This window comes from Mesorhizobium sp. M0037, from assembly GCF_040323635.1.
In the GTDB taxonomy this organism is placed as follows: Bacteria; Pseudomonadota; Alphaproteobacteria; order Rhizobiales; family Rhizobiaceae; genus Mesorhizobium.
In genome coordinates, this window is sequence record NZ_JAMYVB010000014.1 from 38,657 (window position 1) to 52,733 (window position 14,077).

Annotated in this window: 12 protein-coding genes; 7 read left to right on the forward strand and 5 right to left on the reverse strand. The window is 64.5% G+C overall.

Annotated elements, in window-relative coordinates:
* The first annotated feature begins 120 nt into the window (after positions 1 to 120).
* The gene (gene putA / locus NKJ78_RS20740) at positions 121 to 3,729 is read left to right on the forward strand and encodes a bifunctional proline dehydrogenase/L-glutamate gamma-semialdehyde dehydrogenase PutA (protein ID WP_352459137.1); all 3,609 of its coding nucleotides are present in this window, start codon (positions 121 to 123) and stop codon (positions 3,727 to 3,729) included.
* Positions 3,730 to 3,816: 87 nt separating this feature from the next.
* On the forward strand, positions 3,817 to 4,881 hold the full coding sequence (locus NKJ78_RS20745; RefSeq protein WP_023681735.1) for a glycosyltransferase: 1,065 nt from the start codon (positions 3,817 to 3,819) through the stop codon (positions 4,879 to 4,881).
* 45 nt (positions 4,882 to 4,926) lie between these two features.
* Here NKJ78_RS20745 and hmuQ read toward each other — a convergent pair whose 3' ends face one another.
* The 4 genes from hmuQ to NKJ78_RS20765 form a co-directional block, all read right to left on the reverse strand.
* Complete coding sequence (gene hmuQ / locus NKJ78_RS20750) at positions 4,927 to 5,241, reverse strand: heme-degrading protein HmuQ (protein WP_023739067.1); 315 nt, start codon at positions 5,239 to 5,241, stop codon at positions 4,927 to 4,929.
* A 55-nt stretch (positions 5,242 to 5,296) separates the two neighbouring features.
* Positions 5,297 to 6,256, reverse strand: a complete 960-nt coding sequence (locus tag NKJ78_RS20755; protein ID WP_023681733.1) for an energy transducer TonB family protein — start codon at positions 6,254 to 6,256, stop codon at positions 5,297 to 5,299.
* Positions 6,257 to 6,383: 127 nt separating this feature from the next.
* Entirely contained in the window at positions 6,384 to 6,818 is a 435-nt protein-coding gene (locus NKJ78_RS20760; RefSeq protein WP_023739066.1) for a hypothetical protein, read from the reverse strand.
* A gap of 5 nt (positions 6,819 to 6,823) precedes the next feature.
* On the reverse strand, positions 6,824 to 8,953 hold the full coding sequence (locus NKJ78_RS20765; protein WP_352459134.1) for a TonB-dependent hemoglobin/transferrin/lactoferrin family receptor: 2,130 nt from the start codon (positions 8,951 to 8,953) through the stop codon (positions 6,824 to 6,826).
* A gap of 273 nt (positions 8,954 to 9,226) precedes the next feature.
* Here NKJ78_RS20765 and hemP point away from each other — a divergent pair, with 273 nt between their 5' ends.
* From hemP to NKJ78_RS20790, 5 genes are read left to right on the forward strand one after another with little or no spacing between them, the layout of a single operon-like run.
* A complete protein-coding gene (gene hemP / locus NKJ78_RS20770) occupies positions 9,227 to 9,433 on the forward strand; it encodes a hemin uptake protein HemP (RefSeq protein WP_023673860.1) in 207 nt (68 codons plus the stop codon).
* Positions 9,434 to 9,482: 49 nt separating this feature from the next.
* The gene (locus NKJ78_RS20775; RefSeq protein ID WP_352459133.1) at positions 9,483 to 10,541 is read left to right on the forward strand and encodes a hemin-degrading factor; all 1,059 of its coding nucleotides are present in this window, start codon (positions 9,483 to 9,485) and stop codon (positions 10,539 to 10,541) included.
* A gap of 10 nt (positions 10,542 to 10,551) precedes the next feature.
* Positions 10,552 to 11,433 (forward strand): heme/hemin ABC transporter substrate-binding protein, encoded by an 882-nt coding sequence (locus NKJ78_RS20780; protein WP_031253349.1) that lies wholly within the window; start codon positions 10,552 to 10,554, stop codon positions 11,431 to 11,433.
* 4 nt (positions 11,434 to 11,437) lie between these two features.
* The gene (locus NKJ78_RS20785; protein WP_286461669.1) at positions 11,438 to 12,532 is read left to right on the forward strand and encodes a FecCD family ABC transporter permease; all 1,095 of its coding nucleotides are present in this window, start codon (positions 11,438 to 11,440) and stop codon (positions 12,530 to 12,532) included.
* Between the two features lie 6 nt (positions 12,533 to 12,538).
* Positions 12,539 to 13,327 (forward strand): heme ABC transporter ATP-binding protein, encoded by a 789-nt coding sequence (locus tag NKJ78_RS20790; RefSeq protein ID WP_023681728.1) that lies wholly within the window; start codon positions 12,539 to 12,541, stop codon positions 13,325 to 13,327.
* A 109-nt stretch (positions 13,328 to 13,436) separates the two neighbouring features.
* Here NKJ78_RS20790 and rirA read toward each other — a convergent pair whose 3' ends face one another.
* A complete protein-coding gene (rirA, locus tag NKJ78_RS20795) occupies positions 13,437 to 13,898 on the reverse strand; it encodes an iron-responsive transcriptional regulator RirA (protein WP_352459132.1) in 462 nt (153 codons plus the stop codon).
* Positions 13,899 to 14,077: the final 179 nt, after the last annotated feature.

The following is a 14,077-nucleotide window of genomic DNA, read 5'->3' on the forward strand; positions in this document are numbered from 1 at the left end:
CGATCGGCCTGCCATGTCGATTTCTTTGGACCGGCCGAAAATACGGCTTTGTGCTAGCTTGCGCCATTCGGTCCGGCGACCGCCGGCCCGCTCCCATACGTTTGCTCCGCAGGGACCGCCATGCCGCTCGACACCATCCGCCAGCAGATCCGCGCCAACTACCTGCCCGACGAAGACGCGGCTGTGAAGCGGCTGGCTGCGGCGACAGAACTTTCGGCCGATGACCGCAAAGCCGTCTCGGCCCGTGCCGCGGATCTGGTGCGCGCGGTGCGCGGCTCGTCCGACCCGCGGCTGATGGAGGTTTTTCTCTCGGCCTACGGCCTCTCCACCAAGGAAGGCGTGGCGCTGATGTGCCTGGCCGAGGCACTGCTGCGCGTGCCCGACACCGAGACCATGGACGACCTGATCGCCGACAAGATCGCACCGCATGACTGGTCGGCGCATTCGGGCGGTTCGAGCTCGATATTCGTCAACGCCTCGACCTGGGCGCTGATGCTGACCGGCCGTGTGCTCGACGAAGGCGAGGGCGGCATCGAAGGCACGCTGCGCTCGATGGTTCGCCGGCTGGGCGAACCGGTGATCCGCAAGGCGGTCGCCGCCGCCATGCGCGAAATGGGCGAGCAGTTCGTGCTCGGCCGCACCATTGCGGAAGCCGTCAAGCGCGGCAAGTCGATGATCCAGAAAGGTTATCTCTATTCCTTCGACATGCTGGGCGAGGCGGCCCGCACCGAGGCCGACGCGCTGCGCTACCTCAAGGCCTATGCCGATGCGATCTCCTCGCTCGATTCAGGCTCCAACGGTCCCGATATCCGCCAGAACCACGGCATCTCGGTCAAACTGTCGGCGCTGCATCCGCGCTATGAAGAGGCACAGAAGGAAAAGATGCTGCCGGTGATGGCCGAGCGGCTGCTGTCGCTGGCGCTGGCCGCACGCCATTCGCGCATGGGCCTCAACATCGACGCCGAGGAGGCCGACCGGCTCGACCTGTCGCTCGATGTGATCGAGCGTGTGTTGTCCGAGCCGGAGCTTGCCGGCTGGAATGGCTTTGGCGTCGTCGTCCAGGCCTACGGCCCGCGCGCGGCCTTCACCGTCGACTGGCTCTATGCGCTGGCGGAAAAGTACGACCGCAACATCATGGTGCGGCTGGTCAAGGGCGCCTATTGGGACACCGAGATCAAGCGGGCACAGACGCTCGGGCTTTCCGGCTACCCCGTCTTCACCCGCAAGGCCAACACCGATGTTTCCTACATGGCCTGCGCCAAAAAGTTGCTGTCGATGACCGACCGCATCTATCCGCAATTCGCCACGCACAATGCCCATACCGTCGCCGCCATCCTGTCGATGGCTGACAACCGTGACGCTTTCGAATTCCAGCGCCTGCACGGCATGGGCGAAGCGCTGCATGAGACGGTGCGCCGGGCCGAAGGCACGCGCTGCCGCATCTATGCGCCGGTCGGCGCGCACTCCGACCTCTTGGCCTATCTGGTTCGCCGCCTGCTGGAGAATGGCGCCAACTCCTCCTTCGTCCATCAGCTCACCGACGAGGACGTCGAGCCGGAGGATATTGCGCGCGATCCGCTCGAGACGGTCGAGAGCCAGGGCCCCGCCGCCAATCCGGCAATCGCTCGTCCTGCGACGATCTTCGGCGCTGGTCGGCGCAACTCGAAGGGGTTCGACATCACCGATCCGGTGACGCTGGCGGCGATCGACAAGGCCAAGGCGGCCTTTGCCGGGCCCGAGCGCTGGCATGCCAAGCCGATCACGCGCGCCGCCGGCTACGGCAAGCAGCGCCCGGTGGTCAATCCGGCAAAGCCTGCCGAGATCGTCGGCACGGTCGCCGAAGCCACCGTCAAGCAGGTCGCGACCGCGGTGCGCTTTGCTGTGGAAGCGCAGCCGGCCTGGGCGAAGCGTCCCGTTGCGGAGCGCGCCGCCATCCTCAACCGCGCAGCCGACCTCTATGAGGCCAATGCGGTCGAGTTTTTCGCGCTCGCCACCAGGGAAGCCGGCAAGTCGCTGGCCGACGGCGTGGCCGAAGTGCGCGAAGCCGTCGACTTCCTGCGCTACTACGCTGCCGAAGCGGCCAACAACGAAGCGGGCACCGAGGCGCGCGGCGCGATCGTGTGCATTTCGCCGTGGAATTTCCCGCTCGCCATCTTCACCGGCCAGATCGCGGCAGCGCTCGTCACCGGCAATTCGGTCATCGCCAAGCCGGCCGAACAGACGCCGCTGATCGCCTTCCGCGCCGTCGAGCTGCTGCGCGAGGCCGGCGTGCCGGAAGATGTGATCCAGCTTCTGCCGGGCGACGGCCCGTCGGTCGGCGGACCGCTGACCGCGCATCCGCGCATTGCCGGCGTCTGCTTCACCGGCTCGACCGAGGTTGCAAAGCTGATCGAGAAGCAACTGGCCGAGACGGCCGCGCCCGACGCCATGCTGATCGCGGAGACCGGCGGTCTCAATGCCATGATCGTCGATTCCACAGCACTGCCCGAACAGGCGGTGCGCGACATCCTGGCGTCCGCCTTCCAGAGTGCGGGTCAGCGCTGTTCGGCGCTGCGCGTGCTCTACGTGCAGAAGGATGTCGAGAAGAAGATGCTGGATATGCTGAAGGGCGCCATGGAAGCGCTCACCATCGGCGATCCCTGGCAGATTTCGACCGATGTCGGGCCGGTCATCGATGACGAGGCGCAGGAATCGATCCGCGAGTATTGCACCAAGATGGGGCTTCAGGGCCGGTTGATTGCCAAGCTCGAAGCACCGAAGGACGGCCGCTTCGTTGCGCCGCATGTGTTCCGGGTCAAAGGCATCGAGGAGATGGAGCGCGAAGTGTTCGGCCCGGTGCTGCATGTCGCCAGCTTCGACGCCGACGGGATCGACGCCGTCATCGCCGCCATCAACCGCAAGGGCTATGGCCTGACCTTCGGCCTGCACACCCGCATAGAAGGCCGCGTCCAGCATTTCGTCGACGGCATCCACGCCGGCAACATCTATGTCAACCGCAACCAGATCGGCGCGGTCGTCGGTTCGCAGCCCTTTGGGGGCGAGGGGCTTTCGGGCACCGGGCCGAAGGCCGGCGGGCCGCATTATCTCCGGCGGTTCCGCAAGGGGCCGGAGGCGGGCACGGAGATTGCCGAGGGCCACAAGGTGACTGCGACCGAACTCGCCGACAATCTGCCCGATCCGACGCTTGGCGGCTGGTCGACGAGGCCGGACCGCATCGCCATTTTGAGAAAGCATTTGCGCGGCAAGGGCGCTGCAGCGATCGGCGCTGCAGCCGCCATCGATTTCGGCCAGGTCGACCTGCCCGGACCGACCGGCGAGGCCAACACGCTGTCGCTGTCGCCGCGTGGCCGGGTGCTGTGCCTCGGTCCGGACGCCGACACGCTGCTTGCCCAGACGATCCAGGCGCTGGCCGCCGGCAATGCGGTGCTGGCCGTGGCGCCGGGCGCGCCGGCAGCACTGTCGGCGCTGACCGGCAAGGGGTTGCCGCTGGCGGCCATAGACGGTCGGTCAGACCCAGTCGAAGCGCGTTCGCTGCGCGTCGATGTCGTCGCCTTCTCGGGCAGGCCCGAGGCGGCGCGGATCGTGCGCAAGGTCATTGCCGACCGCAGCGGGCCGATCGTGCCGCTGGTCAGCGAGGTGCTCAACCCGGCGGCCTATGCGCATGAACGCGCTGTCTGCGTCGACACCACGGCTGCCGGCGGCAATGCCAGCCTGCTCGCGGCGGCCTAGGGGGCTTTTCGCGGCTCGCTTGCCTGCGTCGGGTTGCAAGGGTATGCGCAAGGGACAGAGAGCAACTCGAGCGGGGCAGCGGAACAGATGGAAGACACGTCCCGGCCGTTTGAGCTGCCGCGGGTGGCGGTGGTCATCACCTGCTTCAACTATCGGCCGTACGTCGAACAGGCGATCCGCTCGGTGCTTGCGCAGACCTACCGGAATTGGGAATGCGTCATCGTCGACGATGCCTCGACGGACGGCTCGGCCGACCAAGTCCGCCAGCTCCTAAGGGATATAGACGACCCGCGCCTGCGCCTGATGGCGCGCACGGAGAATGGCGGGCAGATCGCCGGATTCCGCGACGGCTTTGCCGCAACCGACGCGCCTTTCGTCGCGTTTCTGGATTCCGATGACGTGTGGCTGCCGGATTTTCTCCTGGCGCATCTGTCCGCCCACCTCAACACGACGCATTCGGCCGCACTGTCGAGTTCCGATGTGTTCCTTGTCGATGGCGGCGGCACCTTGCTGGGCGGCACCTTCCTTGCCTTGCGCAAACCGCGGTCCGGACCGGATCGGAGTGGCGTCGCCATCGCGCCCGGTGGCCGGCTTGCCGGCATGGCGCCTGGGATCGCCTATGCATCGGAGCATCCGGTAACCTATTTCGCACCTGCGGTGACGGGCTGGCTGTGGTCGCCATGCTCGGCGATCATGTACCGGCGTGGCGCGCTGGAACCGGTATTGTCCTTCCCGTTCAAGGCCAAGGTCGGGACCGATTATCTGACGGCGACACTCGCGCACCAGGCCGGCGGCAGCCTCATCCTGTCAGAAGGTCTCGGCCTCTATCGCCTGCATGGCTCCAACCTGTCCACCGGAACTGCCTTTGCCGGCGGCAATGTGCGGCAAACGCCTGCATACAGGAGCTACAGGAGCGTGTTGGCGGCGGATGCCGCAGACTATTTGCTGGCGAATTCTGCCTGGCTCAGCGATCTCAACGGGCGCAATTTCATACCTGCATTCCTGACGCAGCATGTGCGCCAGTTCCCGGAGCTGGCCGGTGATCCGCGGTTGGCGCGCTACCTGACACGCGGACAGCCCTGGCGGCGGCTGCGCCTGCACATTGCCCAGCGGCTTCGGCGACTGGGCGGCCGGAATTCAACCGGAACATGAGGGCATCTGCCCGTCGTCAGATCTCGTCGACGGGTGAAATCTCAATCAGGCCCCTTCGACGACCGAAAAGCCTTCGAACTGCGGATTGCCGAGATAATGCACCTTCGAGGTGCCGGTGTTGCGGTGGGCGGCGCGAAAATTCTCGGATTTGGTCCAGGCGACGAAATCCTCATGGCTTGCCCACACCGTGTGCGAGGCAAACAGCGTGTAACCCTCGGCCTCGTTGACCGGGCCGCGCAGCAAGTGGAACTCTCTGAAGCCTTTCATTTCCGAAAGGCTGGAATCGCGGTTCTTCCAGACATCCTCGAAGGCGGTCTCGGAGCCGTTCTGGACCTTGAAGCGGTTCATGGCGATGTACATTGGGCTTCCTCTTGAATTGGTGGACGATGACATTTGGCGAAGGTCTGCGAGCTGGTTAAAACGGACCGATCCGCGCCCTGAACACCCAACTTGATAATCCGATCTCGGGTGGAATGGGCGGGAACGGGGCTTGCTGGCGCACCAGTTTCAAAGCGAATTGGTCTAGTTCGGCAGACCCTGAACTTTCGACAAGCTGCAAGTCGCTGACGCTGCCGTCAGCCATGACGACGAAATAGACCCTGGCATTGTTGCGAGCCTTAGCTTGAATTTCCTTCGAAACGCGCCGGTTAGCGCGGGCAAGCTTCTTTTGAATTTCACCGCCGTAACGAGATTCCATCGCATTGCCAGCCGCGTCCTGGTTTTTACCCTTGCTGGCAACCGCCGGTGCGTCGCGTTCTTCGCCATCTGCCGCACCGCGGGTATCTCCAGATCCGGCTGGAGGGGTCGGCCGCGGGCTCGGGACTGGTGGTTTGGCAGCAGGCAAATCAACGGCGGGCTCGTCGGCGGGCGGTGCCTCTGAACTTTGCGTTTGAACCCCTGGCGGAGTCGACGTCTCAGCGCTTGGGGCGACAGTTTGATCATTCGGGATGGCGGCCGTCAGTGTATCTGGCGCGGCGGTCGCCTGTTCGGCGGCTTCCGGCGCAGGCTTGGGCGCCGCCGGCTCCTTTACCGGTTGAGGCGCCTCGGTCGGCGGCACGGGTCGAACGGCCTCGGGCTTGGCCGGCTGCGGATCGGTTACCAGGGTAACATCGACCGCGTCGGGAGCCTGGCTGTCCAAGGCGCTGCCGACCACCTCGGCGCCCGATTGGTCGGTGCCTTCGGATTGTATCGCGTTACTGGAATCGAATGTCCCTGCGGGTCCGATGAAGAACGCCGCTGCGGCAGCGGCATGGAGCAGGCAGGACGCGACGATCGCCACAGTCCATTTGCGGTCCGCGGCTGCCGGCTGTGCGAGCTCGTCCATCGTAATCGCCGGTTCGTTGCCGGCGTCGGGGAGGGGGGTGATGTCCTGCATGGTTCGCGGCGAGACCTGCCGCGAGCGGGGTGGGATTGTCAAATCAAGATCGGTTGCCGGCCATGACGGCGGAGCTGCGACGGGTCGTGTCGCATTGTCGTGCAGGAAGGCGGGATGCAGACCCACCTCAAACGCCGAATGCGATACCGGTCTTGGTCTGCGTCTTCAGGCCGCGCATGCAGGCGCCCGGTTCGACGCCGGCGCATTCGGTGGCGCTGTTGATCAGCACGCGGCTGAGTTTGGTGCAGTCGGTGCCGGCGAGGTCGAAGCGGATCACCTTGGTCTTGCCGGCCGGCAGGTCCTTGAAGTCGAGCACGCTCAGGCGGCCGACCACGCCGGCCTCGTTGAACAGCGCGATTTCGAAAGCCGCCTTGGACAGATCGGCGCCGAGCGCATTGTTGACGACGAAGGTCAGCCGGCAACCCTTGTCCGAGGGCTGCACGGCATTGAGCTCGAGGCTGAGTTGCGGAGCCGGCGCGGACTGAGCCCACGCCGGCGCCAAGCCAAGCGACATCGCCAACGTCGAGGTCAGGAGCCGAAGCGATGCCGTCAAACTTGTCATGGGTGTCAGCCTCCAAAGCGCATGGTTGCGGCCAGCTTCAGCGTGATGCCGGGTTCATAGATGACGGCGGTGGTGCCGCCGTTCAGCGGGTTGGTGTATTTGACGTCGAACAAATTGTCGGCGCGGAAGTCCACCTTCAGATTGTCGGTGGCCTGGTAACTGGCGAAGGCGTTGACCAGAGTATAATCCTTGGCCACGGGGTTGCCCTTCGGCTTGCCGTTGTACTGCACCTCGCCGCCGACGGTCAGCTTGTCCTGAAGGAAACGGAAGCCGAGCTGCCCGGTGACCTGCGACGACGGGATGGTGGCAAGGTCGGCCCGCTCGCCTTCATCGGAGATGGTGTGGCCGTTGATGATCGAGGCCGACAGCCCGGCATAACCCCAGGCGGCATCGTAGACGCTTTCCAGTTCGAAGCCGTTGATCTTGGCCTGGGCGACGTTCTGGTACTGGAAGCAGATCGGAATCCCGGGGCCGAACGGGCAGCCGCTGGTCGGGTCGAATGCCGACAGCGTGACGCCTTCGATGTAGTCGTCGACATCGTTGTGGAAGTAGCCGGCCTTGAGCCGGAACGCGTCGCCGGCCTCGATAAGGTCCTTCAGCTTGTAGTTGACGCCGAACTCGGTCGTCTTGCCGGTTTCTGGCCGCAGGTTCGGATTGGGCAGGAACGGGAAGGTGACGCCCGCCGGATGGTTGCCGCTGATCAGCGTTTCGGTCAGCGACGGCGAGCGGTAGCCTTCCGCGTAGGTGCCATAGAACTGCAGGCCCGCCAGGCTGGCGCTTTCGAAGGGCGTGACACCAACGGTGATGCGCGGCGACAGACGATCACCTGACGTTTCGTGGGTGCTGTCTTCGAGGCTGTAATTGTCGTAACGCAGCCCGGCAATGACCTCGAGCCAGTCCCAGGTGAGCTTGTCCTGGATGTAGGCGCCCGAAACACTACGCTTGCCCGATGGGGTGTAGAAGCTGTCGCCGCCGGCGGTGCCGCCGGTCTCGACATCGTCACCCACCCAGTCGCCGCCATAGGTCAATTCGTGCGCAACACCGGCTGTTTCGAAGCGCGACGTGTTCCAGATGTCGACGCCGGCCGTGCCAACGTCGAAGGTCGAGGTCGAACCGACGGGCAGCAGCACGGGAAGGCCGGTCGACGGATCGAAGCGGTTCTGCGGGACCAGCGTGGTGAGGTCGAGATTGGTCTTGTTGTAGGAGGCGTTGATGTGGAGATCGAGCCAGCTCCTGGCGTCGTCAGTGATGTTGTAGCGGGCGGTGAAGGTGTTCGACTTCAGGTCGACGTCGTTGGCCGGCACGCCGCCGCTGGTTTCCGTCCAGCCGTCGCTCGAGCCGACCCAGCCGAGCTTCAATTCGCTGTTCTCGCTCGGGCGGATTGTGGTCTTGAGCAGGCCGCTCAGCACGTCGAAACCGGTACCGGCGACGGTGTCGCCGCTGCCATTCTTGTAGTCGCCGTAGTCGCGGTAGACGATGTTGCCCAGCACATCCAAATCGTCGTTGAATTTGTAGGCGCCGCTGGCGCTGGCGGTCCAGCCCTTGCCGTTGCTTTCATAGCGCCCGGTGACGGAGCCGGCCCAGGTTTCGCCCGGTCTGAGGAAATCCACCGCATCCTTGGTGTCGAAGAAGACGACGCCGCCAATGGCGCCGGAGCCGTAGGTGTTGGCGGTCGGTCCGCGAATGACGTCAACGGATTTGATGAGCTCGGGATCGACATAGAAGGTCGACTGCGTGCCGTGGTCTGAGCGCTGGAAATTCTGCCTGGCACCGTCGACGATGACCGCGACGCGACCGAAATCCTGCAGGCCGCGGATGTTGATGCTGGAGCTGACGCGTCGCGCATCGGCCTGCACGGCGACACCAGGCACACCGAGCAGCATTTCGTTCGGCGTCGGCGCCATGCGGCGGTCGAGCTGTTCCTGGTCAACATGGCTGGCCGAGGCCAGCGATTCGATTGCCGTCTCGCCGGTGCGGCTGATGACGAGGATCTTGTCCAGCAGGGTCGCGCCGGCGGGCGCCGGCTTGGTGTCCTCGGTTTTCCTGGTCTGGTCGGCCTGGTCAGGGGCCGGCTGAGCGCTGGCCGGCGATGTCAGCAGCGCGATCGTCGCTGCCCCCGCAAGCAAGGCTGCCATTGCCTTTGCCATAGGCCGATGCACCGGATCGGCGTTCGCCAGACCCAGTCGTCCACAATTTCCCAAGCCCATGCCCCAACTCCAAAATTCCAGGTTCGATGCTGGCTGGCTTGGTGCTCGCTGGCATTTTTCATTCTGTCCGGCGTCTTAAATGTTGACTCATTTGGTCCGGTATTGCACTGACTAATAAACATGATTATTCGAGTCAAGAAATGAATCGGCATTTTTGCAACGCCTAGCCAGTTGCCCGGCACAGGAAAGGGATCGAAAGAGATGAACACCCACAATCCCAACGACTTTCGTTACCGCGTCCGCCGTTCCGAGGAGACGCCGACCCGCTTCGACCGGGTGCCGCTGGCGGTGCGGACGCTGTCCTCCAACACGCTGTTCCAGGGCGAGCACGAGATCGGCATCGAGCACCATGGGGCGCTCTATCGGCTGAAGATCACCCGCCAGGGCAAGCTCATCCTCAACAAGTGACGAAACAGCCAGGCAGGCCAAAACGCCAGGCAGGACAGGTAAGCAGGACATGGACCAGCGCGTAAAACCCGCACCGCATGAAATCCGGCGAGCGCGGGCAGACAATCCGAAAGCGCGCGAGCGCGATCTTGCCGCCGAGCTCGGTATTTCCGAAGCCGAGCTGGTGGCCGCGCATTGCGGCGACGGTGTCGTGCGCGTCGAGCCCAGGGTCAACGATCTTCTGACCGGCCTCGACGCCGTCGGCGAAGTGATGGCGCTGACCCGCAACGAAAGCGCGGTGCACGAGAAGATCGGCGTCTACAACAAGGTTGTCACAGGCACGCACAATGCCATGGTGCTGGGCGAAAACATCGACCTGCGTATCTTTCCAAAGGTCTGGGCGCATGGCTTTGCCGTGGAAAAGCGCGACGGTGGCGACATCCGCCGCAGCCTGCAATTCTTCGACGCGGCCGGCGATGCGGTGCACAAGGTGCATCTGCGGCCGGCGTCCAATCTCTATGCCTACCAGAAGCTCGTGGCCGCACTCGAATCGCCGAACCAGGAGGCAACCGTGTCTATCGAAGGCCTGGCCGACGACGACGCGGAGACGTCGGGCATTGCCGCAGACATCGATGATCTGCGCGACCGCTGGAGCCGGCTGACCGACGTCCACCAGTTCTTTGGCATGTTGAAAACGCTGAAGCTCACCCGCCGCCAGGCCGTGCGCATGGTCGGCCAGGACTATGCCTGGCTGCTCGACAATGACGCCATCGTCGCCATGTTCCACCATGCCGCCGCCGACGGCATGCCGATCATGTGTTTTGTCGGAAACCGAGGCTGCATCCAGATCCATTCCGGTCCCGTCAAGTCGATCAAGCCGATGGGGCCGTGGATCAACGTCATGGACGAGACGTTCCACCTGCATCTGCGCACCGACCACATCCAGGAGGTGTGGGCGGTGCGCAAACCGACCAAGGACGGTCATGTCACCTCGCTCGAAGCCTATGGCGCCGACGGCAAGATGATCATCCAGTTCTTCGGCAAGCGCCATGAAGGCGAGGGCGAGCGCGACGACTGGCGGTTCCTTGCCGAGAACCTGCCGCGCATTCCAAGCCCGACCGCAGCCTGAGGAAACGACGATGATTTCACTGTTCAGGACGCTTGCCGCGGCCATGGGCCTGTCGCTGTTTATTGCCGCCCCAGTGCCGGCCAGCGAGAACGTGGCCGTGTTGGCCGACACGTCGCGGATCGTGGCGATCGGCGGTTCGATCACCGAGATCGTCTACGCGCTTGGCGAGGAAGGTCATCTCGTCTCCCGCGATTCGACCAGCCGCTACCCCGCCGCCGCGGTCGCGCTGCCCGACGTCGGCTATATGCGCCAGCTGTCGCCGGAAGGCGTGTTGTCGGTCAATCCTTCGGGCATTCTGGCGCTGCATGGCAGTGGGCCGAAGGAAGCGGTCGATGTGCTGAAAAAGTCGAGCGTTCCGTTCATCGACGTGCCCGAGCATTACAGCCATGACGGCATCCTGGAAAAGATCCGCATCGTCGGCAAGGCGCTTGGCGTCGACGCCAAGGCCGAGACGCTGGTGGCTGAGACCGACGCCAAGCTGAAGGCGGCCGAGAAGCAGACGGCGTCGATCAAGCAGCGCAAGCGCATCCTGTTCGTGCTGTCGATCCAGGGCGGCAAGATCCTGGCCGCCGGCACCGACACCGCCGGTGACGGCATCATCAAGCTCGCCGGTGCCGTCAATGCGGTCGAAGGTTTTTCCGGCTACAAGCAGATGTCCGACGAGGCGATCGTCACTGCCAGGCCGGACGTGATCCTGGCCATGAAGAATGCCGGCCCGCCGATTGCGGAGGCCGAGCTGTTCGCCATCCCGTCGATCACCTCGACGCCGGCGGGCGAAGGCCGCAAGCTGACCCTGATGGATGGCAGCTATCTCCTCGGCTTCGGGCCGCGCACGGCCGATGCCATCCACGATCTGGCCGCCTCGCTCTATGGCAGCCAGGTCACGGACTGAGCCGATGGTGGATCAGTCGATCGCCGGCGCGGCGGGCAAGGTGGCCGAGGGCGATCGTTCCGGGCGCGCTCGCCTGGTTATTGTGCTCCTGTGTGTGGCGCTTGCCCTTTCGATGTTCCTGTCGCTGAGGTCGGGCGCTTCCGATGCATCGGCCGTTGGTGTCATTCGTGACTGGCTGACCGGCGCCACGCCGGACGACGCCGCGCTTGGTGCCCGCGACCGGTTGATCGTCTACGATATCCGCATGCCGCGCGTACTGCTCGGTGTGCTCATCGGGGCGGCACTGGCCGTATCGGGTGCGGTCATGCAAGGCCTGTTTCGCAACCCGCTCGCCGATCCCGGCCTGATCGGCGTTTCCGCCGGGTCGAGCCTCGGCGCGGTCGCCGTCATCGTGCTCGGCACGACGTGGCTGGCGCCGCTCACTCTGGCGCTCGGCGGGCTGGCCTTGCCGCTCGCCGCTTTCTGCGGCGGCCTTGCGGTCACGCTGGTGCTCTACCGCGTCGCCACGCGGCAGGGGCGCACATCGGTCGCTACCATGCTGCTTGCCGGCATTGCGCTCGCAGCCCTTGCCATGGCGCTGACCGGTATCCTGATTTTCATGGCCGACGACCGGCAGTTGCGCGACCTGACCTTCTGGCAACTGGGCTCGCTGGGCGGCGCGACCTGGCCGAAGATCGCTTCCGTCGGTCCGATCATCATCCTGGCGCTTGCGGCAATGCCGTTCCTGGCCAAAGGCCTCAACGCCCTGGCGCTCGGCGAGGCGACGGCCGGACATCTCGGCATCCCGGTACAGCGGCTGAAATACACCGCGATCGTCGGCGTCTCGGCAGCGGTCGGCGCCTCTGTCGCAGTCAGCGGAGGCATCGGTTTTGTCGGCATCGTCGTGCCGCATCTGCTGCGGCTGCTGATCGGTCCGGACAATCGCTATCTTTTGCTCGCATCGGCGCTGCTCGGCGCCTCGATGCTGCTTCTTGCCGACGCAGTTGCCCGCGTCATCGTGGCGCCGGCCGAATTGCCAATCGGCATCGTCACGGCGATCGCCGGCGCGCCGTTCTTCCTCTGGATCCTGCTGCGCAAGCGCGGCGTAATCGACTTGTGAGGCGGCATGATCGAAGCACGCGATGTCTCGGTGGCGATCGGCGGCAAGCGCATTGTTGCCAATGTCGATTTCGTCGCGCGGCCGGGCGAAATTGCGGCAATCGTCGGACCCAACGGCTCGGGCAAGACGACGTTTTTGAAGGCGTTGTCGGGCGATCTGGCGTTTGCGGGGACAGTGGCCGTCAACGGGCGCGACCTCTCCGCGATGAAGCCGGTGGAGGCCGCGACTGTGCGTGCCGTGCTGCCGCAGGCCGCGACGCTGTCCTTTCCCTTCACCGTGCACGAAGTGGTCAGGCTCGGCCTTATCGGCGGCCGTTCCGGCGTTCTGCCGGGCGAAGATGATCGTCTGCCCGAGCGGGCGCTGGTGCGGGTCGACCTCGACGGCTTTGCCGGCCGCTTCTATCAGGAGCTTTCGGGCGGCGAACAACAGCGTGTGCAACTGGCGCGCGTGCTGTGCCAGGTCTGGGCGCCGGTGCTCGACGGCAAGCCGCGCTATCTCTATCTCGACGAGCCGGTCTCCAGCCTCGATATCAAGCACCAGCTGATCATCATGAACATCGCCCGCGATTTCGCCCGGCGCGGCGGCGGTGTGATCGCCATCCTGCACGACCTCAATCTGACGGCCATGTATGCCGACCGGATTTTCGTGATGCATCGCGGCCGGCTCGCCGCCGACGGTTCACCGCAGGAGGTGCTGAGCGACGATCTGATCGAAAAGGTGTTCGATTGTCGGCTAAGGGTCGGTGTGTTGCCGGCGGCGAGCATGCCGTTCGTCTTGCCGCAGTCAGCCGCCTAAAAGCGCGTCGCGTTTGAACGGACTCAGGCGACGCGCTTTAGGTCTTTGTTTTTATGCATGTCGTTGTCTCAAAACCGGGGCCACTTTTGAGCGACATGCACTAGAAAACTCAGGCGGCCGGAGCTCGCTGGACCAGCATGTCGATGCCGAGCAAATGACGCACATTCGGGCGCGCCGCTACCATATCGGCGATGGTGTAGCGGGAGAGTACGGCAAAGAAGGCGTTGAGCGCCTCGCGCAGCGCCGAATTCAGCTGGCAGCTGTCGACCAGCGGGCATTCGGCGCCGTCGTTTTCGAAGCACTCGGCCATGGCGAAGCTCTCTTCGGTCACCCGTACGACGTCGAACAGGCTGATCTGCTCGGCGGGGCGGCCGATCCTCACGCCGCCATTCCTGCCGCGCACCGTCTCGACCAGGCCATGCTCGACCAGCGGCTGCAGGATCTTGAACAGGAAAAGCTCCGACACCGAATAGGCGGCCGCAATCTCGGGGATGCGGCTCAGGCGATCGTTGTTGGCGGCGCAATACATCAGGATGCGCATGGCGTAGTTGGTCTGGCGCGTCAGCCGCATTTAATTCCTCACCCGAGTGCTGGCGCGCTGGAACTGCACCAGATTTTAGATTGTGCTGGTGCGGCTTTCTCACCCGGAGTTTCGGATTCGCCCACACTGGCCCGATCGGAATATGGCCTATACCTTGGAACAATTCCAGACTGGGATTGCATGATAGATGAACATTCTTGTCAACTTTG

Coding starts and splice junctions, on each gene's coding strand:
- NKJ78_RS20790 (WP_023681728.1), top strand. CDS start 12,539: ATGATCGAAGCACGCGATGTCTCGGTGGCGATCGGCGGCAAGCGCATT.
- NKJ78_RS20785 (WP_286461669.1), top strand. CDS start 11,438: ATGGTGGATCAGTCGATCGCCGGCGCGGCGGGCAAGGTGGCCGAGGGC.
- hmuQ (WP_023739067.1), bottom strand. CDS start 5,241: ATGTACATCGCCATGAACCGCTTCAAGGTCCAGAACGGCTCCGAGACC.
- NKJ78_RS20755 (WP_023681733.1), bottom strand. CDS start 6,256: ATGCAGGACATCACCCCCCTCCCCGACGCCGGCAACGAACCGGCGATT.
- NKJ78_RS20760 (WP_023739066.1), bottom strand. CDS start 6,818: ATGACAAGTTTGACGGCATCGCTTCGGCTCCTGACCTCGACGTTGGCG.
- rirA (WP_352459132.1), bottom strand. CDS start 13,898: ATGCGGCTGACGCGCCAGACCAACTACGCCATGCGCATCCTGATGTAT.
- NKJ78_RS20775 (WP_352459133.1), top strand. CDS start 9,483: ATGGACCAGCGCGTAAAACCCGCACCGCATGAAATCCGGCGAGCGCGG.
- hemP (WP_023673860.1), top strand. CDS start 9,227: ATGAACACCCACAATCCCAACGACTTTCGTTACCGCGTCCGCCGTTCC.
- NKJ78_RS20765 (WP_352459134.1), bottom strand. CDS start 8,953: ATGGCAGCCTTGCTTGCGGGGGCAGCGACGATCGCGCTGCTGACATCG.
- NKJ78_RS20780 (WP_031253349.1), top strand. CDS start 10,552: ATGATTTCACTGTTCAGGACGCTTGCCGCGGCCATGGGCCTGTCGCTG.
- putA (WP_352459137.1), top strand. CDS start 121: ATGCCGCTCGACACCATCCGCCAGCAGATCCGCGCCAACTACCTGCCC.
- NKJ78_RS20745 (WP_023681735.1), top strand. CDS start 3,817: ATGGAAGACACGTCCCGGCCGTTTGAGCTGCCGCGGGTGGCGGTGGTC.